Annotated in this window: 12 protein-coding genes; 10 read left to right on the top strand and 2 right to left on the bottom strand. The window is 63.1% G+C overall.

Translation table 11 applies throughout. The features are described 5' to 3' along the window. Nucleotides 1–4,608 (top strand): response regulator (locus tag VHD36_05250; protein HVU86703.1); only part of this gene is annotated, 4,608 nt, incomplete at its 5' end. Nucleotides 4,609–4,692: 84 nt separating this feature from the next. Here VHD36_05250 and VHD36_05245 read toward each other — a convergent pair. Beyond that, complete coding sequence (locus VHD36_05245) at nucleotides 4,693–6,075, bottom strand: Gfo/Idh/MocA family oxidoreductase (protein HVU86702.1); 1,383 nt, start codon at nucleotides 6,073–6,075, stop codon at nucleotides 4,693–4,695. A 299-nt stretch (nucleotides 6,076–6,374) separates the two neighbouring features. On the opposite strand from VHD36_05245, the gene VHD36_05240 reads away from it, so the two are divergent. From VHD36_05240 to VHD36_05200, 9 genes are all read left to right on the top strand, one after another. Then, entirely contained in the window at nucleotides 6,375–7,286 is a 912-nt protein-coding gene (locus tag VHD36_05240) for an efflux RND transporter periplasmic adaptor subunit (protein HVU86701.1), read from the top strand. Nucleotides 7,287–7,444: 158 nt separating this feature from the next. Beyond that, a complete protein-coding gene (locus VHD36_05235) occupies nucleotides 7,445–7,891 on the top strand; it encodes a J domain-containing protein (protein ID HVU86700.1) in 447 nt (148 codons plus the stop codon). A gap of 219 nt (nucleotides 7,892–8,110) precedes the next feature. Continuing rightward, entirely contained in the window at nucleotides 8,111–9,919 is a 1,809-nt protein-coding gene (locus tag VHD36_05230) for a PQQ-binding-like beta-propeller repeat protein (GenBank protein ID HVU86699.1), read from the top strand. A gap of 214 nt (nucleotides 9,920–10,133) precedes the next feature. Then, on the top strand, nucleotides 10,134–10,817 hold the full coding sequence (locus VHD36_05225) for an FCD domain-containing protein (protein HVU86698.1): 684 nt from the start codon (nucleotides 10,134–10,136) through the stop codon (nucleotides 10,815–10,817). After that, nucleotides 10,814–15,076: a DUF1592 domain-containing protein gene (locus tag VHD36_05220; protein HVU86697.1), complete on the top strand. Its 4,263-nt coding sequence runs from the start codon at nucleotides 10,814–10,816 to the stop codon at nucleotides 15,074–15,076. Before VHD36_05225 ends, VHD36_05220 begins: the two co-directional genes overlap by 4 nt. 115 nt (nucleotides 15,077–15,191) lie before the next feature. After that, nucleotides 15,192–16,496, top strand: coding sequence for a DUF1552 domain-containing protein (locus VHD36_05215; protein ID HVU86696.1), 1,305 nt, complete (start codon nucleotides 15,192–15,194; stop codon nucleotides 16,494–16,496). Between the two features lie 2 nt (nucleotides 16,497–16,498). Next, the gene (locus VHD36_05210; protein ID HVU86695.1) at nucleotides 16,499–19,435 is read left to right on the top strand and encodes a PSD1 and planctomycete cytochrome C domain-containing protein; all 2,937 of its coding nucleotides are present in this window, start codon (nucleotides 16,499–16,501) and stop codon (nucleotides 19,433–19,435) included. A gap of 15 nt (nucleotides 19,436–19,450) precedes the next feature. After that, the gene (locus VHD36_05205) at nucleotides 19,451–20,896 is read left to right on the top strand and encodes a DUF1501 domain-containing protein (protein HVU86694.1); all 1,446 of its coding nucleotides are present in this window, start codon (nucleotides 19,451–19,453) and stop codon (nucleotides 20,894–20,896) included. 104 nt (nucleotides 20,897–21,000) lie between these two features. Next, nucleotides 21,001–21,516, top strand: a complete 516-nt coding sequence (locus tag VHD36_05200; GenBank protein ID HVU86693.1) for a transposase — start codon at nucleotides 21,001–21,003, stop codon at nucleotides 21,514–21,516. An 81-nt stretch (nucleotides 21,517–21,597) separates the two neighbouring features. Here the strand turns inward: VHD36_05200 and VHD36_05195 are convergent, their stop codons facing one another. Beyond that, nucleotides 21,598–23,007, bottom strand: coding sequence for a hypothetical protein (locus VHD36_05195; protein ID HVU86692.1), 1,410 nt, complete (start codon nucleotides 23,005–23,007; stop codon nucleotides 21,598–21,600). Between the last annotated feature and the right edge of the window lie 112 nt (nucleotides 23,008–23,119).

The raw sequence follows: 23,119 nt of genomic DNA, 5'->3' as shown, positions 1-23,119 counted from the left end.
GTGCTAGACGACTGCCAATGGGCCGACGAGCTGACGTACCGGCTGATTCGCCGTTGGCAAACCCAGCGTAGCGACGATGCCATCGCAAGTCATGTCATGCTCGTCGTTGCCTTCCGCACCGAAGAGGTGCCTGAAAATCATCTGCTGCGCCGCGTCGAGCCTGACTTGCACATGCGGTTGTCCCCTTTCGCCGCGCCCGAGATTCGACAGTTGGTCGAATCGATGGCGGGTCCTCTGCCGGAAGAAGTCGTGCAGGCCATTACCCGCCTGGCCGATGGCAGTCCTTTCATGGCTTCGGCCGTGCTGCGCGGGCTGGTCGAATCGGGGGCGCTGGTGCGCGAGCCGGCAGGCTGGCGCGTCGAGTCGCTGGCCGTCGACGACGTGCAATCGTCGAGCGCCGCCGCATCGTTCTTGGCCCGGCGATTGCAGATGCTGCCCGAGGATACGCGCCAACTGCTGGCAACCGGGGCGGTGCTGGGCAAGGAATTCGAGCTGGATATTGCCGCCGATCTCAGCGACCTGACCGCGGCGCAATCGATTGTAGCCTTGGACATCGCGCGCCAACGACGCTTGGTTTGGGTGCGTCCGGACGGCTCACGTTGCGTGTTCGTCCACGACAAAATCCGCACCGCCCTCCTGGAGACAGAAGTCGTTCGTGATCGCCGCACGCTTCATAGCCGGGCTGCCGCGTACCTGCAGCAGCGTTACAACGATCGGTCGGCAGAGATTGCCTACCACTTCGACGAAGCTGGCGATTCCGCTGCGGCATTGCCCTACGCCCTGAAGGCCGCTGGCCAAGCGCGCGCCCAGTACGCCCTGGAAGTCGCCGAGCAGCAGTACGGCATCGCCGCGCGCGGCGCCGTGACCGCCGAGGCAAGCGTTCGCTATCGCGTGGCCGAAGAGTTGGGCAGCGTGCTGATGCTGCGCGGACGGTATGAAGAGGCTGGCTGGCAGTTGGCCGCCGCGGCGACGGTCGCCGAAGGAAGCTTTGCCAAAGCGCAAATCCGCAACAAGCTCGGTGAGTTGGCTTTCATCCGCGGCGATATGGAAGGCGCTATCGAATCGTTCGAGGCGGGCTTGCGTGAACTGGGCCGATTCGTGCCGCGACGTTTCACGGTGCTGGTCGCGCAAGTCTTGTTCGAGGGCGCGGTGCAGCTCTTGCACACCGGCCTGCCGCGCGTGCTGGTGAATCGCCTGCGGCGCCTGCCCGACGAAACCGAGCGGCTGGTGCTCACACTCCTTTCCAATCTGGCCCATGGTTGCTGGTACTGCCGTAGCCTGACGCACGTGATGTGGGCGCACTTGCGCAATATGAATCTGGCGGAGCGCTATCTGCCAACGCCGGAGCTGGCGCAGGCGTACGCCGAGCACGCTCCAGGACTGACCCTGGTTGGTTATTTGAGCCGCGCTCACAATTACGCGCAAAAGTCGCTGGAAATCCGTCGCGGTTTTGGAGACTTGTCCGGGCAGGGGCAATCGTTGCATTACGACGGGGTCGTGGCCTACGCCGATTCGCGGTTTGCCGAGTGCATCGAAAAATGCCGCGAAGCCATTCGCCTGCTGGAACGAACGGGCGATTACTGGCAATGCCACATCGCGCGCTATCAGATCGCGGCTTCACTGTACCGCCTGGGTGATCTGCGCGGGGCGCTCGAAGAAGCCCAGCTCAACTATCGCTCCGGCATCGAACTTGGCGACGAACAGGCCTCCGGCATCAACCTCGACCTGTGGGTCCGCGCTGCCGGGGCCGTGCCCGAAAACGTGCTCGAGGAAGAGCTGGAGCGGCCGCGGCACGACGTGCAAGGCAAAGCCCAGGTGCTCTTTGCTCATGCGCTGCAGGTGCTCAGCTCGGGCCACCTCGACGAAGCCGAAGATCTGCTCGAAGAAGCGATCGATGTGGCTTATACCGCCGGCGTGCGCAACGCCTATACCCTGCCCTTTCTCCCCTGGCTGGCGACGGTCTTGCGGCAGCAAGCGGTCGCGGTGCGCGATCAAACGCCCGGCCGTCGCGAGGCGCTGTTGCGCCGCGCCGAAAAGGCGGCGCGCCGCGCGGTCCGCGCCTGTTGGCTGTGCAAGAACGACTTGCCCCATGCGCTGCGCGAGTTGGGCTTGATCCAGGCCATGCGCGGGTCGATGCGCCGCGCCCTGCGCTCGCTGAACAAGAGTCTCGCCGTGGCGCACAAACAAGGGGCGCGGTTTGAATATGCCCAGTCACTCTTGGCGCGAGGCGAACTCGGCGAGGAAATGAGGATGCTCGACGCCGCCGCCGATAAGGCCGAGGCGCAGCGAATCCTGGCGGACTTGAACGGGTTTTCCACGCCGCAGGGAGACGGCGCCATCGCTCCCCCGCCGACCTTGTCGCTAGCCGACCGTTTCGATGCCGTGCTGGATTGGGGACGCCGGATTGCGTCGGCCTTGTCGCCCGATCGGATACAAGAGGAAGCCCGCGCGGCCGCGCTCCGGTTGCTGCGCGCGGAACATTGCGTGGTGCTGGAAATCGTGGGCGCTGCGGGCAACATCCATTTCGAAGCCGTGGCCGGCAGCGTCCCGGGTGCTTGCAACACGGCGCGGCTGCACGAAGCGCTGCGCGTACGAAGAGCCATCGCCTTCGTCGAGGAGCGCGGCGAGCGCAACGTCGACAGCGCCGTTGCCGGTGGCGAACGCTCGGCCCTGTGCACGCCCCTCTATGTTCGCGGAATGGCCGTTGCCTGTTTGTATGTCACGCACGAGCATGTGCGCGGCCTGTTCGGCCCCGACGAAGAACGGTTGGCCGACTATATCGCCACGATCGCCGGAGCCGCGCTGGAGAACGCCGAAGGCTTTACGCAGTTGCAAGCTCTGAATGCCAGCCTGGAACAGCGCGTCGTCGAGCGCACCGCCGCCGTCGAAGCGCGTTCGCAAGAGTTGGCCCGCTCGAATCTGGAACTGGAACGCGTGGCCAATGAGCTGCTCGAAGCGCAGAGCGAGCTGACGGTCGCCAAGCACGCGGCCGAAGCCGCCAATCAGGCCAAGAGCCGCTTCCTGGCCGCCATGAGCCACGAAATCCGCACGCCCATGAACGGCGTCATCGGCATGACCGAACTGACTCTGAATACGACGCTCAGCTCGCAACAGCGCAATAACCTGACGATCGTCAAGGACTCGGCCCGCGCCCTGTTGACATTGCTCAATGACATTCTTGATTTTTCGAAGATCGAAGCCGGCCGCCTCGACCTGGAATGCATCGCGATTTCGGTGCGCGACGTCGTCGAGGACGCGGCCCGACTGTTGGCCGTGACGGCGTCGCGGAAAGGTCTCGAGCTTACCTGCCACGTGGCCGATAATGTGCCCGAGGCCTTGCTCGGCGATCCCGGCCGCTTGCGCCAGGTGATCATGAACCTGGTGGGAAATGCCATTAAGTTCACCGAGCACGGCGATGTCTTCGTCCACGTGGAAACTACCGAACAGTCGCACGACGCCGTTACGCTGCACGTCGCCGTCCAGGACAGCGGCATCGGCATTCCGGCGGAGAAGCAGGAGTGCATCTTCGAAGCATTTCGTCAGAGCGACAGCTCGATGACGCGCCGTTTCGGCGGCACCGGACTCGGCCTGGCCATCTCGTCGCAGCTAGTGACGCTGATGGGCGGACGTATTTGGGTCGAAAGTGATGGTACCCACGGCAGCACCTTCCACTTCAATGTCACGCTACAAACGGCGGACAAGCCGCGCAGGATTCCGACTTCAGACGTAGCGGCGTGGCGGCCCACCGCCGGCATGCGAGCACTCTTGGCCACTGCCAATCCGCACGCCGCGCTCGCCTATGGCCAGATGCTTTCCGGCTTGGGCCTGGTCGTCGAGACGATCGATCCGGGGCAGCCAATGTCGGGCACAAGCTACCCGTGGCTCGACAGCGCTGACGAGGAAGGTCGCCCCGATGCAATCGTCATCGATATGGCGGCCACCACGGAGACCTCGCTTGCGTGGATTCGCTCGCTGCAAAGCCGTGCCCTGCTGCCGCTGCCGCGGATCCTATTGCTTGCGCCGGCAGGTCATGACGATTTCGCGGAAGAATGTCGGAATGTCGACGTTTGCCAGTGCCTGTCCAAGCCGGTCAAACGTCGCGAATTCGTGTCGGCCCTCCGCGCCGTGCTGGACTCCGACCACGGGCGTTCGGATGACAACCCGTCGAAAACCTTCGACGCGGGCGGCCAGACGCTGCGCGTGCTCATTGCCGACGACAGCCCCGTCAATCAGGAGGTTGCGGCTGGCTTGCTGGAGCTGTTTGGACATACCGTCACCAAAGCCAGCTCAGGCCGTGAGGCGATCGAGGCCTGGGAGCGCGAGGCATACGACGTCATTCTGATGGACGTGGAAATGCACGATATCGACGGGCTCACCGCCACGACCACCATTCGCGAGCGCGAAGCGACAACCGGCCGGCACACACCGATCATCGCGCTCACGGCACACGCGTACAAAGGCTTTGAAGAGCGCTGCCGGCAGGCCGGCATGGACGGCCATATCTCGAAGCCGTTGCAGCCCGACGAGCTGTTTCGCATCCTGGCCGCGGCCAGCACGGCGCGCGAAAGCGCTGCGCAACGCAACCGCGCCCCAACCGCAAGCGTTTAAATCCCGGAGCGCGGCGCAAGAAAAGGACCTGGCCACACGCGGCAGCCAGGTCCGCAAATTGCAATTCGGTCCCCAAGTGCGCGACTAGTACTCGCGCGTTTTGTTCAAACCGGGCTGCGGCACGGGGTACTTGCCGTCCGACCCTGCCTGCAGCGGCGCCGGCGAGTCCATCGTCAGCTTGTCGATGTCGGGCGCGAACTCGTGATCGTGCGCAAGCATCTGATCGTACGTCACGACCTGGCCGGTGTGGCAGGCCACACGTCCCATCGACGTGACCAGGCTCGCCTCGGCACCCCGGCGGCACTCGTTGTACGGCTTGTCCTCGCGAATCGCCTGCATCAAGTGATCCCACTCGAGCTGATAGGGATTCGGCTCGTCCCTCTTGCAGCGCCAGGCGAGATCGTTGCTATCCATCTTCTGGCCGCGATAAATGCGGCACCGCGCCGGCGAATGTCCGGCGGTCGAGATCACGGCCGATCCCTTCGAGCCGTGGGCGTAGCTGGCGAATTCCGGATAGCAGCCTTCGACGGTGCGCCCTTCGAGCATCAGCTTCGAGCCGTCGGCAAAAGTGTACTCGGTCGTGTAGGTGTCGAAGTTCTGATCGACGTAGTCGCCGCGGTAGTGGCGCCCGCCGAAACCCTTGGCTTCAACCGGCCAGGCGTCCTTCATCCAGCAGCATTCGTCGATGTTGTGAATCAGGAAGTCGCTGAAGGCACCGCCGCTGGCCCACAAGAACGCGTGGAATTCCTGGATCTGATACAAGAGCTCGCTGGAGAAGTCAGCCGGCTTTCGTGGCGCGAAAGCGTGGGCCGTGGGACCCGCGGCGCGGTAGGCTCGCATCAGGATGATGTCGCCGATCTCGTCGTTCTTGATGCGGTTGTACAGTTCCTGGCGCGCTTCGCAGTGCCGGCACATCAGGCCGACGCCGACCTTCAGGTTCTTCGCCACCGACTTGTCGGCCAGCTCGAACATCTTGCGCGTCGTGGGGCCGTCGACCGTGGTCGGCTTCTCCATGAAAACGTTCAGGCCCTTGTCGATCGCGTAATTGAAATGAACCCAGCGGAAGCCAGGCGGCGTCGCCATGATCACCACGTCGCCCGGGTTCAGGCAGTCCATGGCTTGCTTGTAGCCGTCGAAGCTGATGAACTTGCGATCGTCCGCGACGTCGATCTTGTCAGGCGTTTCGGCAAATTGGGCCTTGATAGCGTCATAGCTGCCGGCCAGCTTCTTCGGAAAGACGTCAGCCATGGCCACGAGCTTGGTGGGCCCGCTCTTGGTCGACAATGCATTCACTGCCGCGCCTGTGCCACGGCCACCGCAGCCGACCAGCGCCACTTGAATCGTGTTGCTTTCGGCAGCGTACACCTTCGGCACGATCATGCCGGCCAATCCTGTGGCGGCGGCGACGCGCCCCGTGGTCTTCAATAACTCGCGACGTGACAGACCGTTCGAGGGACTTTCGCTCACGGCGAATCTCCTGGTTGTTCGATGTTCGGGCGTGGAAATAATTGCGGGTGACCGGAGTTTGCGTCGGTCAGAACGCCCAGCACAGGCGTGGCAGGTACTAACCTCAATAGCCTAACCGAATTGAAGCCAGGATGCAAAGATTTCGGCGTCGCTGCGCTGGTGTCCAGCCGCCGAGAATCCGAGCCTCCGGAACTCGCGTGGTATTCGATTCTGGGACTGGCTACACTCAATTCCGTGACGACATCTTGAGGCACACTTAGCGGGAGTACTGCTCGGGGCACGCGGCAAGCGGAGATGCCATGAAAGCCTCACGGGTCGATTTGCTCATCCTGCTATGGTTCTCGCTTGTCCTGCCGGCCTGCACGGCGAAGACCGAAGGGCCGGCGCCGGACGCGGCGAAGGTTACGGTTGCCACCGTGCAGTCGCAGGCCGTTACCCTCACACAGCCGTACGTCGCACAGATCCGCTCGCATCACCGGATCGAGGTTCGCGCACCAGTCGCAGGGTATGTCGTCGCGGTCCCCATCAAAGAGGGGCAGACGGTGCAACGCGGAGATTTGTTGTTCCAGCTCAGACCCGTGGCCGAGGGCGCGAAGCCCAGCGCCGAAGGCGACAGAGTGATCTCGGTGACGGCGCGCTTTGACGGCATGGTCGACCGCCTGCGGCACCAGCAGGGAAGCCTGATCAAGCAGGGCGAGCCGATCACGACTTTAGCCGATAACAGCACGATGTGGGTCTATTTCAACGTCCCTGAAGTTCGTTACCTGGAATACAAGTCCGCGGGCCTGGATCAAAGCCCTGATCACTGGAAGATCGAACTCTTGCTGGCCGACGGCAAGAAGTTCAATCAGCCAGGCAAGCTCGGCGCGATCCCCGCCAATTTCAACGTCGAAACCGGCCAGATCCCCTTCCGCGCCGATTTTGCGAATCCCGATAAACTGCTGCGTCACGGTCAGGCCGGCACGATACTGATCAGCCAAGAAGAAGATAATGCGGTCGTGATTCCTCAACGGGCGACCTTCGAGGTTCTTGGGAAGCGATATGTCTACGTCGTCGATAAGGACGACGTCGCCCGCCAGCGAGCGTTTACTTACCAAAACGAAATGGATGACATATTCGTGGTCAAGGAAGGCCTTCGCGTCGGCGAAAGGATCGTTGTCGACGGCGTCCGAGAAATTACCGACGGCGACAAGGTCCAATACGAGCATTAGTGAAAAGCTTCGCAAATCATGCCGGCCGTCCATCGGCCGCCGTCCCTCCTTCGTCGTAATTGCAACGCGCGAGTATTCCGCCTCGCCCTCCCCCTAATACTGTCATTGCCAAGGGAATCGGTCCTCAAATAAAATTGGGCCCGGCGAAGCTCTCGTTTGTGTCCAACCTGCTCAGCGACCTGAACCCGCCCGAAATGCCCCTCGACGCGCCATCCCACACCTGGCCCGATTCCTTGGATGCCATCGCGCTTGCAGCATTTTTGTGCGTGGCAATCGCGCTACCGATCCTCGGATATGTTTTCGCTTACGTGGACTTCCGTCGCTATTTGCGCTCGCTGCGTAGGGTCCTGTCGACGATCGTCTATCGTGATATGGGGACGCCCGAGTGGGCCCGCGCGAAAGTCCCGCGCTGCATTGCCGTGTTCGGTCTGGATTGGCCCTGCTCGGAACAAGAGTTAACGCAGTCTTACCGCCGTAAGATCAAAAAGCTGCACCCGGATCGCGGCGGGGACGAGCGCCGCTTTCGCCTTTTGCAAGGCTATTTCGAAGAGGCGCTGCGCATGGTTCGCGAGCGAGATCCCGTCGCCGCACGCGCGACCGAGTAAGCTCCGCAGGTGGTGGAGTCCGCCCCCTCGGGTGGGAGGCAGGGACACGACGTCGCGGCCGCCAACCTCAGCTTGGCAATTCCCGAATCGTCTCTCCGACGCCAAAAAGTCTGCGTCCTGTCACAAATGCGCCGCCGATTTCGTCCCAAGATCAGCGCCGCTCAAGCGAATAGCTAGAATCGTGATCATCTCATCGGGAGGCAGGTAGGAGGTCGCCACATGTCCTTTGCTTCGCCATCGGTCGCCTCGGGCTCTGCACCCGATTCTGCCCTAGCCGCTAACAGCGTCCGCCGCCCGGTGCAAATGTGGCCCGCGGTGCTGCTGGTCGGGATGTTCTGGATCGTGTACATGATCCCATCGATGCTCGAGGCGCCGATCTTTGCGCAGTTCTTCAGCAGCGTGATCGCCACGGTCGTTCTGACGCTGGCCTTCGTCATCTGGTGGTGCGTGAGCAAGAAAATCACTCGCCCCGAGCGCTGGTGGGGGCTGGCGGCGCTGGTCGGCGGCGCCGTCATAGCGATCGCCGTCTCGCAAAAGACGCTGGGCACCATCGGCGTTTTGATCTTTGGCCTGCCCGCCGCATTTACCATGTGGACTCTATGGTTAGTTGTCGGCAGTGTGGTCTCGCCGCGAGCGCGTACCATCGGTCTGGTCGCGGCGCTGGCTTTCAGTTGGGGTGCCGTTGCGCTACTGCGCATGGACGGTTTGACGGGCGACCTGCAAGCTGCCGTTCATTGGCGCTGGGCGCCCAAGGCCGAGGACCTGTACCTGGCCGAGCGCGCGGCGAAATCGGCCCAGGCGACTGAAGGTGCGGCCTCGCCGGAATCCGTCGAGAGCGTCGTGCTTGCGCCGGGCGATTGGCCGGGCCTGCGCGGACCGACCCACGATGGCGTCGTGACCGGCATTACGGTCGACGCAGACTGGGAACAGCACGCGCCAAAGCTGCTGTGGAAACAGCGCGTGGGCCCGGCCTGGTCGTCCTTCGCCATTCTCGGCCAACGGCTCTACACACAGGAACAGCGCGGCGAGAACGAGGCCGTGGTCTGTCTCGATCTCGACACCGGGCGCGAACTATGGGCCCACGAAGACGTCGCCCGCTTCTGGGATGGTCAGGCGGGCGCTGGCCCACGCGCGACACCGACGTTTGTCGACGGCAAGCTTTACACCCTAGGGGCGACGGGCATTTTGAATTGCCTCGATGCGGCCACCGGCGCCGTCGATTGGTCGCGCAACATCGTTACCGATTCAGCCGCTCCATTGCCGATCTGGGGCTTTTCCAGTTCGCCCCTCGTGATCGACGGCATGGTTGTCGTCTACGCCGGCGCGCCCGAGAAGCAAGGAATCCTGGCCTATCGCGCCGAAAATGGAGATCGCGCGTGGAGTGCCGCGGCCGGGCCGGTGAGCTATGCCTCGGCCCAGTCGATCAACGTCGGCGGTAAGGATCAAATCCTGTTCCTGAGCGACGTCGGTCTCGTTGCGCTCGAGCCAACGACCGGCGACGTGCTCTGGCAGCATGACGCTGCGGCCAACGGCATCTGGCGCGCCGTCCAACCGCGCTTGATCGGCGAATCGGGCGTGCTGGTCGGTTCCGAGGATCTGGGACTCGTGCGGCTCGACCTGACGAATACGAACTCCACCTGGTCCGCGGAGCAACGATATGCCTCGCGCGGCATGAAGCCGGCCTACAACGACTTCGTCGTTTGCGACGGAGTCGTCTACGGCTTCGACGGCAGCGTCTTCTGCGCCGTCGATGCGGAAACCGGCAAGCGACTTTGGCGGGCCGGCCGCGAAGGTCGATACGGTCACGGCCAGCTTCTATTGCTCGCTGACCAGCGCGCGTTGCTGGTGCTCACCGAGACGGGCGACGTGGTGCTGGTCGCCGCGAATCCCGAAAAACACGAAGAACTGGCGCGGATTCACGCCATCGACGGCAAAACCTGGAACCATCCGGCCATCGCGCACGGCCGCCTACTGGTCCGTAACGACGAAGAAATGGCCTGCTTCGAGCTGCCGGTGAAAGGCGAATAGCCGTCAGCCATCTGGGGTGTGCCGTGCCTTTTCGCCGCAGGCGAATAGGCATGCTCTGGGATGAAATTGAAGGAATACGTCGGACAAATCCCTATTTGCCGCGAGGCTTTTCGTGCGCGACCGACGAGTTTGACACGGCCCGTTTATCAGATAATCTAATGGCTGGTTTCCTCGCAGCCCCACACAGGCTGCCCCCGCCTGGAGCCTGCCCTCGATGCTCGAAGCCCTCCCCAAGCGCAAGATCCGTGACGTCGTCGCGGATCACCTGACCAGCTACATCACGAGCGAGCGTCTCAAACCTGGCGACCGGCTGCCAACCGAAACGGCGCTGGCCGAACAGTTGGGCGTGAGCCGCTTGAGCCTGCGCGAGGCCACCAAGGCCCTTGAGTTTCTGGGCATCGTCACGTCGAAGCCGGGTGTGGGGCTAACCGTCGGCACAGTCGATCTCGATCGTGTCACCTCGTACCTGGGGTTTCATCCGGCGCTGCAGGAAGCGCCGGCGCTGCAGCTGATTCAAACCCGCATCTTGATCGAGACCGGCGTGCTGCCGTACGTCATGCGGCGCATGCAGGAAGATCCGGCGGTCTACGAGGGCCTGGCGGAAATCGTCGAGCAATTGCGCCGCGAGCGCGACCTGGCCCGTTGGGTCGAGCTTGATATCGCCTTTCACCGCCGGCTGGTCGAATCGAGCGGCTTGTCCCCGCTTTTACCGTTCAACGATCTGTTGGCCGTTTTTTTCCAGCGGTTTCGTGAAAGCGTCAAGCGGGCCGAGTGGAAAAGCGCCATCGATGGCCATCAACGGCTGATCGAGCTCTTACGTGCCGGCAAGCTCGAAGCCGCCTGCAAGGAAATGGAAGAGCACATCGCCAGTCACCAACGTCGGATGAGCATCGCATGATGAGTTATCGTCCCGCCTTCCGCCAAGAGAACGTCCATCGTTTCTCGGTCGAACCGCACCGGCGCGGCTTTGCGCGCACCGGCTTGATCGTGGCCGTGTGCCTCGCTCTGCTCGGTGCCACCGCCACAGCGCGCGCCGACGATGGCGACTTCGACCGTTTAGCCGGCGAATATCGCGATCAAACCCACGGGATACTAAAGCGCTTTTGCACCGAGTGTCACGCCACGGCCGATCCAGCGGGCGAGCTGGACCTGGAGCGATTCGCCGCCCTGGCGGATGTGCGCCGCCAGCCGCGCGTGTGGCAAAAGGTCGCCGAGATGCTCGACAACGGCGAAATGCCGCCGAAGGACGCCACGCAGCCGACGCCTGACGAGCGCAAACAACTTCGTGGGTGGGTCGAGCGCTATCTGCACGCCGAAGCCCACGCTTCAGCCGGCGATCCGGGACGCGTCGTCATGCGCCGACTGAATAACGTCGAATACACCAACACCGTGCGTGACCTGACGGGCGTACCACTTTCGCCGGCGGAAGAATTTCCGGTTGACGGCGCGGCCGGCGAAGGCTTTACGAACATCGGCGATGCCCTGGTGATGTCGCCGTCGCTCTTGACGAAGTATCTCGACGCCGCCAAGGGGATCGCGTCGCACGCGCTCTTGGTCCCAGATGGCTTTCGCTTTTCGTCCGCCGCGAATAAAGGGGACTGGATCGACGAGCTGCTCGCCGGCATCCGCGGTATCTACGGCAAATATGGTGACAGCGACGGCCGTGTGCCGCTCGAAGCTTATTTCGAGGCCACGATTGCCGAACGCGACGCGCTGCGGAGTGGCGCGAAAACGGTCGTCGCCGTGGCCACCGAGCGCAAACTAAGCCCCAAGTATCTCGGCATCCTGTGGACTCTGTTCACCACGGGCACCGATCCCACCTCGGACGACGACAACACGGCGCAGACCATCGCCAACTATCCGGGCAGCGTGCTGGACACGCTGCGCAAGCGCTGGCAATCGGCCAAATCTGAGGATGTGCCGGCTCTGCTCGCCATGATCCGGCCTTGGCAATCGTCGCTTTGGAAGACGAATACCGTTGGGCACTTCAAGCCGTGGCATGCACCGGTCGATCCGGTGGTGGCCGCGCAAGAGTTGCGTTTAAAAATGCCGCCGGCGGGCGATGCCGAGGAAGTCATCCTCTACGTCTCGGCCAATGACGCTGGCGACGGGCCCATGGGTGATGTTGTCGTTTGGCAGGACGCACGCTTCGAAGGAGGCGGTCGCGCTCCGCTCGCCCTTAAGGATCTGCGCCGGCAAAGCGAATACCTGCTCGCCCGGCGGCAGGAGGTTTTTGACGCCACCGAGCGTTATCTCTCGGCCTGTGTCGCCGCGCAGGAAAAAGGCGACAATGTCGACGTCGCGGCGCTCGCCGCCGAGCGGCAACTCGATCCGCAGGCCCTGGCCGGTTGGCTCAACTATCTGGGGACCGTACCACAGGGAGCGGTCGTCGTCGAAAATCATCTGACAGCGAAGATCGTCAACTCCGGCGGCTACAACTTCGTGCAAGGCTGGGGCACCAACGAAACGCCGAACCTGGTCGCCAATTCTTCGGATCAGGAGGCGCACATTCCCGGTCTCTCCCGACCGCACGCGGTCACGGTGCATCCGTCACCGACGCAGCAAATCGTCGCCGGCTGGCTCAGCCCTTTCGCGGCCACGGTCGAGATCAGCGCGCATGTCATGCGGGCGCACACGGCATGCGGCAATGGCATCACCTGGTCGCTCGATTTGCGGCGCGGCTTTTGGCGCCGCCGCCTGGCCAGCGGTACGAGCGACCAGCAAAAGGAGCCGATCGCCGGTCCGTTCGAGAATGTCAATATTCGCCCAGGCGATCTGGTTTCACTGGCGATCGGTCCGCGCGACGCAAATCACGCCTGCGATTTGACCGAGATCGACTTGACAATCAAGACCACCGACGGTTCGGATCGCACGTGGCAACTCGCGCCCGATATTTCGCCCGACGTGCTGGCCGGCAATCCGCACGCCGACCGCTTCGGCAACAAAGACGTTTGGCACTTCTATACCGAGCCGGCGACGGGCGACGTGCCGTTGGCGCCGCTGATTCCGGCTGATTCGGTGTTGGCCCGCTGGCGCGACGCCAAGGAGCCCGCGCAAAAAGAGCAGCTTTCCGCCGAGGTCGCGAAGCTGCTCGCCGGCCCGCGCCCCGGTCCGGGCGACGAACCCGATAAGTTACTCTATCACCAGGCGACGTCCTTGCTGGGACCGGTAATGGGCATGATTGCCAGCGCCGCCCGAGCGCAGCCGGCCGACGCGCTGGTCGTACCGCCGCCGGCGAGCGAAGCCGGCGCTCCGCGCTGGGGTGTCGATCCCGCATTGTTTGGCAAGAATCCGGACGGTAGCGCGGCGGCTCCCAGCGCGCTGATCGTGCAAGCGCCCTCGCTATTGACCGTGCGGGCGCCTGCCGAACTGGTCGCCGGCTGCGAATTCGTGGTGACCGCAACGCTCGATCCCGCGCTGGGTGCCGAGGGGAGCATTCAACCGCGTGCCGCGACCGCGGCGCCCGAATCGCTCGATACCCTGATCGCCGGCGCGCCGATCGTGACTTGCGAAGCCAGCCAGGCCCGGGCCCGCGTGACGGCGGCGCTGGCCGACATTCGCCGGCTGTTTCCGCCCGCCGTGGCGTATCCCCGTATCGTGCCGGTGGACGAGGTCGTCACCTTGCAATTGTTGCATCGGGATGACGACCCGCTGTGCCGCCTGATGCTCGACGACGCCGAGCACGCACGGCTCGACACGCTGTGGGACGAATTGCGTTTCGTCAGCCAGGATCCTCTGAAGCTGCAGGATGCTTTCGATCAGTTGATGGAATACGCCACGCAAGACAGCGATCCCAAGCTGTTCGAACCGTACCGCCAGCCTATCGCCGATGGCGTGGCAGCGTTCCGCGAGCGGCTGTTGGCCTGCGAACCGAAGCAGCTCGATCAATTGGTCGATTTCGCCGCCTTGGCTTATCGTCGTCCGCTCGTGGCCGAAGAAGCGGAAGAGTTGCGAGGGCTGTATCGCAAACTGCGCAGCGAGGAGCTATCGCACGACGAAGCGTTTCACCTGGTGCTGGCGCGGATTTTTGTGGCCCCGGCGTTCCTGTACCGCGTCGAACAGGCCGGGCCGGGAAGCGAAGCGCAGCCTGTTTCGAACTGGGAAATGGCCAGCCGCTTGAGCTATTTCCTCTGGTCGACCGGTCCCGATGCGGCGCTACGGACTCGCGCGGCGGCTGGTGAATTGCAGGACGTCGATATCTTAGTGGCCGAAGCGCGGCGCATGCTGGCGGACGGCCGGGTACGCAGCCTGGCCACCGAGTTCGCCTGCCATTGGCTGGACGTACACGATTTCGACAAGCTCGACGAAAAAAGCGAGCAGCATTTCCCGGAATTCGCCACGCTGCGCGGCGACATGTACGAGGAAACGGTGCGTTTCTTCGCCGATCTGTTCCAACGGGACGGCTCCCTCCTCGAGGTCCTCGACGCGGATCATACGTTCCTGAATCAAAACCTCGCCCAGTTTTACGGCATTCCCGGCGTCACGGGGCCCGAGTGGCGGCGGGTCGACGGCGTACGTCAATACGGCCGTGGCGGCATCCTCGGCCTGAGCACCACGCTGGCGAAACATTCCGGCGCGTCGCGCACTAGCCCTATCTTGCGCGGCAACTGGCTGTTGGAAATGATCCTGGGCGAGAAGCTGCCGAAGCCGCCAAAGAACGTGCCGCTGCTGCCCGAGGATGAAACGGCCACCGACGGATTAACGGTGCGGCAACTCGTGGAAAAACATCGGAGCGCCGCCCAGTGTGCGGTATGCCATGCCAAGCTTGATCCGTTTGGCTTCGCGCTCGAGGGATACGACGCCATCGGCCGCAAACGGGAGAAAGATCTAGGCGACCGACCGATCGATGCCTCGGCCGACCTGCCGGATGGCACGCGCGTCGACGGCCTGGCCGGCTTGCGCGACTATTTGAAAGCGCAACGCAAGGACCAGTACCTGCGATTCTTTTGCCGCAAGCTGCTAGGCTATGCGTTGGGCCGCGGCGTGCAGCTTTCGGACCAGCCCTTGGTTGACGAGATGCTCTTGCAACTAGCCCAGCGCGATTACCGATTCTCGGCCGCGGTCGAAGTGGTCGTGCGCAGTCAACAGTTCCGCTACCATCGTGCGGCGGGCACCGTCGACATTACCGAGGAAACCGCCACGGGCACCGCACAGTGATTCAAAAACAGTAATTCTCGACATTTGACGAACGCCGTCCTCATTTAGCCGCCGGGCTCGCTCGGCGCACTTCGCCTGGAACAACACGCTCAACAACATACATCAGGTGTCCCCCATGCAAGACTTCCGTCTCACGCGTCGTTCGGTGTTACGCGGTCTCGGCGTGACAATGGCTTTGCCGTGGTTCGAGTCTCTGCCGGCCTGGGCGGAGGATGCCGGTCCGGCCGCGCAGAACCAGGAGCCGCCCGTTCGCCTGGCGGTACTCTTCTGCGGCAATGGCTTTCACTCCAAGGAGTGGTGGGCCAAGGGGGAGGGGCGCGACATGCAGTTGGGCAAGGTGCTCGACCCGCTGTACGACGTTCGCGAAAAAATGCTCTTCATCAATGGCCTGTACAACGAGCAGGCGACGAAGGGGAACATCCACAGCTCGCAGACCGGCAACCTCCTGTCAGGCGCGCCGTTAGCTTCCGGCGGAGAAATCCACTCCGGCACCAGTGTCGACCAGGTCATCGCGCAGCGCAACGCCCGGGCGACCAAGCTGCCGAGCCTGGTGTTGGGCTGCGAGAAGTCGAACTCGTCAGTACACAAGAACTACTCGATGCTCTATAGCTCGCACATCTCGTGGTCGTCGCCGACGACGCCCACGCCGCTCGAGCTGTATCCGGCGCTGGCTTTCGATCGGTTGTTCAAGGACGAGGTCGTGCGCGGTGACGAAAGCGTGCTGGACGCCGTGCTGGCGGACGCCAAAGATCTGCGCCGCACGATCAGCACCTCGGACCAGCGCAAACTCGACGAATACCTCGACAGCGTCCGCGAAGTCGAGCAGCGGATCGAAAGTGCCGGCCAGGCTGGTCAGTTGCAGGGCTGGCGACCCACGCTCGATAAGCCGAACATTCCCCGCCCGGCCGACGGCCTGCCGCAGGATATCGGCGAGCATATGCGGCTGATGTGCGACATCCTGGTGCTCGCCTTCCAGACCGACACGACGCGCGTCACGACGCTGAAACTGAACAACGACCATTCGTCGCTCCGGTTCCCGAACCTGAACGTCGATTACATGATTCATCACTTGCTATCGCACACCGATTCGGATGATTGGTTGAAGGTGAACCGGTTCTTCGTCGAGCAGTTGGCCTACATCGCGCGCAAGCTCGACGGCATCCAGGAAGGCGAGCGCACGGCGCTCGACAACTCGATGATCATGTTCTGCTCGAGCATGATGACCGGGGGACATGACAACTCGCGCCTGCCGGTCGTGATGGTCGGTCGCGGCGGCGGCAAGATTCGCACCGGCCGGACACTCGATTACGCGGGGCAGTCGAATCGCCAGTTGTGCCGGCTGTACATGTCCATGCTCGACAAGGTTGGCCTGCCCACGGATCGTTTCGGAGATGCTACCGAGCCGCTCGCCGAGGTGTAAGCATGCGTGTGCGCCTACGACGGATCACGCTTATTGTGGCATTGTTGCTGGTCGGCGCTGTGGCGCGCGCTGAAGATACTGCCAGGAACGCCGGCCTGCGCCTCTTTGAAGAGAAGATCCATCCCATCCTGGCCGGCACCTGCTTCCGCTGTCATGGCGATCAAAAAGTGGCGGGTGGGCTGCGCGTGAATTCGCGCGCCGCATTGCTCGCCGGCGGCGACTCGGGCGCGGCCATTGTGCCCGGCCGGCCGGAAGAGAGTCTGCTGCTGAAGGCGATCCGGCGCGACGACGATGTTTCGGCCATGCCGCCGGACAAGGAACTACGGGCGGACCAGGTCGCCGATGTCACGTCGTGGATCGCGGCCGGCGCCCCCTGGCCCGAACAGCCGGTCCGCTTTGAAACGAGCAAGCATTGGGCGTTCGAGCCGGTACGCGAACGCGATGTTCCCGCGGTGCAGAATACCACCTGGCCGCGCAATGAAATCGATCGTTTTTTGCTCGCCCGGATGGAAACCACTGGTAAATCGCCGTTGCCGCGGGCCGATCGGCGCACGCTCATTCGGCGGCTGACCTACGATTTGACCGGGTTACCGCCGACCCCGGAAGAGGTAGCCGCGTTCGAGCTGGATAATCGCCCCGACGCATACCAACTCCTGGTCGACCGCCTGCTTGCCGCGCCCGCGCACGGCGAGCAATGGGGGCGTCACTGGCTCGACGTGGTGCGCTACGCAGACACGGCTGGCGAAAACTCCGACCATCCGCTGCCGCACGCCTGGCGCTATCGCAACTGGGTCATCGGCGCGTTCGCCCGCGACCTGTCCTACGACGAGTTCATCCGCGAGCAAATCGCCGGAGATCTGCTGGCGCTCGATGGCCCGGCCGAGGCCTATGCCGATCGCGTGACCGCAACGGGCTATCTGGCCATCGCACGTCGCTTCGGTCACGACATCGAAAAGGACATGCATTTAACACTTGAAGACACGCTCGACACCATGGGCAAGTCGGTGTTGGGGCTGTCGATCGGCTGTTGCCGCTGCCACGATCACAAATACGATCCGCTCACGACGCGCGACTACTACGGCCTGTATGGGATCTTCGCCAGCACCAGATTCGCGTATCCCGGCTGCGAGCCGAAGCAGCTCCCACGCGACCTGGTGCTGCTGGTTTCGCCGGCGGAATATGAGCGGATCGTGCAGGCTTCTGCCGAGAAGATTCCGGAAGCCCGGGCCGAGGTCAAGCGATTGACCGAACAACAAGACGCCCAATCGACGCGATTAAAGGCGTCACTGGCCGCGTCGGCCCACATGCTGTCGGCGCAGGAAATCGACGACGGTCAGTCGGCCGACGTGGCCCAAGGCGCGCAAACGCCGCTGGAAAACGTCGCCGTGCGGCGCGGTGAAGTTATTCAACTGGCCATCTCTCCGCGCGGCAACCATGGCGCCGACAGCACGGGCATCGAGTTCGAAATCATCGAACTGGCAGGTGAACGGCGGCGCTGGTGCGTCGCGGATCTGCTCGACGATTTGTCGGTTTCCAATCCGCACGCCGGACGCGACAGCGATGCACCGACCTGGTGCTTTCTCGACGCTCACGATGCTCCGCAGTTTCTTTCGGAAAGCCTCGCCTCGATCGACGGTCACGCCGAGCTGCGTGGCTGGCGTCGCGGCGACACGCCGTCGGTGTTCGCGAACGTGTCGCATGATCCGGTGAAAGTGTGGACGACTTTGCCGCCGCGCCAGTTTTTCATGCATCCCGGGCCGCAAGGAGCCGTGGCGCTCGCGTGGCTTTCGCCGGTCGATGGCGCCATCGCCATTCGCGGCCGCGTGTCCGACGCCCACCGCGGAGGCGATGGCGTCGGCTGGCAGGTCACGCACTTTGCCGATGCGGGACTAGCGGATGCTTTTGCGGAGCTTGGCGCAACCACCGGCCAACTCGCCACGGCCGTTAAGCAACGTGATGCGCTCGTGGAACGCGACCGCCAGATTCCCCGCGCTTACGCCGTGTGCGAAGGGGAGTCGCAAAATGCGCGCATTCAGAAACGTGGCGAGCCCAAGGACCTTGGCGACGAGGTGCCGCGCAAGTTTCCTGATTTCCTCGGTGGGCAGCACGTCACACAGGGTAGCGGCCGCCGTGACTTGGCCGACTGGCTCACGAATCCGGCCAACCCGCTCACGGCCCGCGTGATGGTCAATCGCCTGTGGCAATGGCACTTTGGGCGCGGTCTTGCGAAAACGCCGAACGATTTCGGCACGCGCGGCGCGCCACCTACGCATCCTGAGCTGCTCGATTACCTGGCTCAACAATTCGTGAAGAGCGGATGGAGCGTGCGCGCGATCGATCGCTTGATGGTCACAAGCGCCGCCTATCAGCAAGCGGCCCTCGGCGCAGCGGACGACTTATACGTGGGCTTCGCGCGTCGAAGGCTCACGGCCGAAGAGCTGCGTGATACGCTATTGGCCGCGACGGGCGAGTTGGATCGCACGCCGGGCGAAGCGCATCCGTTTCCGCCTGAGTCGAGCTGGTCGTTCACGCAACACGGCCCCTTCGCCGCGGAATACGACACGATGAAGCGGAGCGTGTACATGATGCAAAAGCGCAATCGCCGCGCGCGGTTCTTCGCCCTGTTCGACGGCGCCGATCCGAACGCCAGTACTCCGCTGCGCGACGTTACGACGGTACCGACCCAGGCCTTGTTTTTCTTGAACGATCCGTTTTTGCACGAGCGGGCCGCAAAGTTCGCCGCACGCGTGACCGCGACGCCCGGCAATAACGCCGACCGTGTTGACTTCGCGTATCGACAACTGTTCGGGCGTTTGCCGCAAGACGACGAGCGGGCCGAGGCGATCGCGCTAGTAAGCGCTGCCCCAGCCGGTTCAAACGGCTGGGCCGCCCTCTCCCGCGTGCTCTTTTCCAGCAACGAACTGCTCTACGTCGACTGAGACGGGGATCACGCGATGAACCAAAACGCGCGCGGCACACGCAAGGCTGAATCGTCCCATTGTGGCTGCTCGCGCCGCGACCTGCTCCGCTCGTTCGTCGGCGGCTCGCTATTGATGCCGGGCTTGCTGCACGAATTGTTGGCCGAGGATGCCGCGCGCTCGGCTACCGCCGATCCGCTCGCGCCCCGGCCGGCCCATTTTCCGGCCAAGGCGAAGCATGTCATTTTCTTGTTCATGACCGGCGGTGTTTCGCATGTCGACACCTTCGATCCCAAGCCGAAGCTGCACACCGACGTCGGCTGCGAGGTCAAGCTGGACCATCCCGAGATCGAGAACCGCCCGGGCTACGAGCACATTTATCTGAAGCGCCCCCAGTGGGAATTCAGTCCCCACGGCCGGTCAGGCACCGAGGTCAGCACACTGTTCCCGCACATCGCGGAATGTGTGGACGATATCGCGCTCGTGCGTTCGATGCACACCGACCACTCGAACCATTACAACGCCACGCTGGGCATGCACACCGGTTCGTTCGCCTTTGCGAGGCCCAGCATTGGCTCGTGGATCAGCTATGGACTAGGGACCGAGAATCGCAACCTGCCCTCGTTTGTCGCCATCGCGCCGGCCCAGACCTATGCCGGCTCTCAAGTTTATGCCAGCGACTTCCTGCCCGGCGCTCATCAGGGAACTTTGGTCGTGCCGGGCGATGAGCCAGTGGCGAACGTCGCGCGTCGCGTTCCCTTGAACGAACAGGAACAAGAGCTCGCCGCTCTTGCAAAACTGAATCGTCGCCATTTGGCCGCGCGCGGTGACGATGCCGCACTTTCGGCACGGATCAAATCGTTCGAAACCGCCTTCGGCATGCAGGTCGCCGTGCCCGATGCGTTCGATCTTTCGCAAGAAACCGCGGCCACGCACGCCCTCTACGGCCTCGAGCCGGGCAGCACGAAGGGATACGCCTGGCAATGTCTGGTGGCGCGCCGGCTGGTCGAACGAGGCGTGCGCTTTGTCGAGCTGATCGACACCGGATCGAGCGGCAACTGGGATTCGCACGGCGACATGATGGATCACGCCAAATTGGCGAAAAACGTCGACCGGCCCATCGCAGGCCTGCTCAAGGATCTCAAAGCACGTGGTCTACTGGACGAAACGTTAATCGTGTGGACCACGGAGTTCGGCCGCACGCCGTTCAACAACTCGGCCGACGCCAAGGGACGTGAGCATCACAACTGGGCTTTCAGCTCCTGGCTGGCCGGCGCCGGTGTGAAGCCGGGCATCGTCCATGGCGCCACCGACGAATACGGCGTGCGCGTGGCCGAGGATCCCGTACACGTGCATGACTTCCACGCCACGATTCTGCACCTGATGGGGCTCGATCACGAGCGGCTTACCTACCGCCACAGCGGCCGCGACTACCGCCTGACCGACGTCCACGGCCGCGTCGTACGCGAATTGCTGGCGTGAGTGCCAACTCGAGGCCCTGCGGTCGAGAGAATCGTCAACACACTAGCCCGAAGCGCCAGCGAGGGAAGAGCTCGTTTCGGCCATGCAAGAAGGGGCTTCCGGCAATGTCACGAATCGGAGACCCAATTCTACCCGAACCGCTTGCCTATTTCTTGACATGGACCACGTACGGCACGTGGCTTCCGGGTGACGAGCGCGGTTGGGTGAAAAGAGAGCGTGGATTGCAGACGCCCAATGCGTCGCTCCGAAAGTCCTCAAAGGGACGCATGAGCGATTCAATATGCCTTCTTAGCGTCGCACAGCGCCACATCGTTGAAGCGACAGTCGCGGATCATTGCCAGATGCGAGAATGGCTGCTACACGCTGTAAACTGTCGGTCAAATCATGTTCACGTGGTGCTGAGCGCGCCTCTTGCTGCAAAGATGGTCCGGAATGAGCTTAAAGCATGGTGTACGCGCGCTCTCAAAGCGCATGTCGGTGAACAAAGCGATTCGACCTCGCGGCGGCAAAAGTGGTGGTCAGAGCGCGGAAGCTGCCGAGTTATCAATGACGAAGATTCGCTCGAGGCGGCGATTCTCTACGTGCGCGATTTCCAATCAAGGCGCAAGCGATCGTCATAATCTCGCCAAGGATCAATACGATCCCTCGCTGGCGCTTCGGGCTAGTATTCGTACTTGCACGGTCGTTTTGCGGTCGCGCACTCACTCGCCGGGCATTGGCCTGGAACTCGACGGCGGTCGGCGGAAGAGGACGCTCGGGTTCGCGCCGGTTTCGGCGTCGTACGCCTCGCCGTAGGGGAGCGGAAATTCCTTGGTCTTGCTGTAGAGCACATACCCGACATCGGTCGCCTGGTACGAAAACGGGGTGCCGTCGGTCGGGTCGTCGGGCACATCGGCCAAGAATTCAGGAACCAGAGTTACCAGGTCCGCTGGCGACGCGCCACGCCGCAGCCGATAGCGCTCCAGCGCAATGGTTACGAGCAATAATCGACGCGTAAGCTCGGCGCGAGTTATCGCATTTACGACCATATTGGCCACGCCAGGATTCCATATGTCGACCCATTCTTGCCATCGGGGTTGACTGGCATAGCAGCGGGCCGCGATCGAGCGGCTCTCATCGAACATTTGCGGCCAGGGCAGCTCGGTGGCCGCGATGAATTCCGCCCAAAAGTCGAGGCATCGCGCCGTTTCTAATCTCTGCGCGAGATCCGATAAACGGTTTCGGATACTTTTCGGTCCGGGCCCTGCGGCGGACACGCCACCGGTGATCGTGTAGACGCGCTCGCCGAGGAAGGCAGTTTTTAAACTGCGCTGAAAATCGATATCGCTAAGCGCGTGGTGCAAAACGCGCAAATCGGCATCCGAGAAACTGGACAAAGCAAGCTCCCACTTCGCTTCGTGCGCTGCCATGCCGAAAATCGCGGCGCGTATGAGCTGCGATACTTCGAGCGGCTCGTTAGCCAGAGCGCGCTCGAGTTTGATCGCCGCAACCAACGATTGTGCTGCCGCCGGCAGGTCGTCCGAGTGCTGTCGCACATCAGCTTCCAGACAGAGTGCCCGACAGGCCGAGCGCAAAGGCGTCGCGTAGTTCATGACGACATCCACACCGCTCGGCGACGCAACGCCGTCGAAACGCGCCTGGCAACCGAGATCGGCGGCCTTGTGCAACTGTTCGAGAGCGCTGGCGTTTTCGGTTAGAAACTTTTGCGCCAATTCGAGATGGGACCACGCAGCGTCGACGCGGGCCTCGGGACCTTCGCCGATGTATGGGAGTGGCCGCCACTCGGGCTTGCCGGCGCTGGTGTTCAAGATGTTGCCCGCAGTCAGCAAGAGTTGCGTCGTGTCTTCGCCGGCAGCCAGCCTGGGATAAGCCGCGTCCAGGTCGGCAAACGTGACCGGTTCGCCGCGCGCACGAATCTCCGCGTACCGAGCATTGATACCTTGTTGCCAGATCGCCCAGGCGACAATGATCAGGCTGAAGAGCAGAACGCCGAGCGCCACCCACACCATGCCGCGCGGCCAGCGGTAGACCGGCGATGCGCGTTCGGGCTCTGACGCGGGTGCCTGGCGGGCCGGCTGCTGCGGATTCGACGTGTCGCCAGCGGTGGCCATGGCGCCATTCCTTGGGTCGGCGGGCAACGTAGATCATCCCATCATAGCAGGTCGTTTTTCCGTGGGATGTGTCAAGCAGCGACCATGTAGCTCGTGCTCGACGACGAACGCT

It is taken from the genome of Pirellulales bacterium, assembly GCA_035546535.1.
In the GTDB taxonomy this organism is placed as follows: Bacteria; Planctomycetota; Planctomycetia; order Pirellulales; family JACPPG01; genus JACPPG01.
The sequence above is the reverse complement of the archived record's forward strand: the minus strand, read 5'-3'. Positions and strand labels throughout refer to the sequence as shown.

Bases quoted from the DNA above. Each gene is read 5' to 3' on its own strand.
- VHD36_05215 (HVU86696.1), top strand. From the start codon at position 15,192: ATGCAAGACTTCCGTCTCACGCGTCGTTCGGTGTTACGCGGTCTCGGC.
- VHD36_05230 (HVU86699.1), top strand. From the start codon at position 8,111: ATGTCCTTTGCTTCGCCATCGGTCGCCTCGGGCTCTGCACCCGATTCT.
- VHD36_05210 (HVU86695.1), top strand. From the start codon at position 16,499: ATGCGTGTGCGCCTACGACGGATCACGCTTATTGTGGCATTGTTGCTG.
- VHD36_05220 (HVU86697.1), top strand. From the start codon at position 10,814: ATGATGAGTTATCGTCCCGCCTTCCGCCAAGAGAACGTCCATCGTTTC.
- VHD36_05195 (HVU86692.1), bottom strand. From the start codon at position 23,007: ATGGCCACCGCTGGCGACACGTCGAATCCGCAGCAGCCGGCCCGCCAG.
- VHD36_05225 (HVU86698.1), top strand. From the start codon at position 10,134: ATGCTCGAAGCCCTCCCCAAGCGCAAGATCCGTGACGTCGTCGCGGAT.
- VHD36_05240 (HVU86701.1), top strand. From the start codon at position 6,375: ATGAAAGCCTCACGGGTCGATTTGCTCATCCTGCTATGGTTCTCGCTT.
- VHD36_05200 (HVU86693.1), top strand. From the start codon at position 21,001: ATGTCACGAATCGGAGACCCAATTCTACCCGAACCGCTTGCCTATTTC.
- VHD36_05205 (HVU86694.1), top strand. From the start codon at position 19,451: ATGAACCAAAACGCGCGCGGCACACGCAAGGCTGAATCGTCCCATTGT.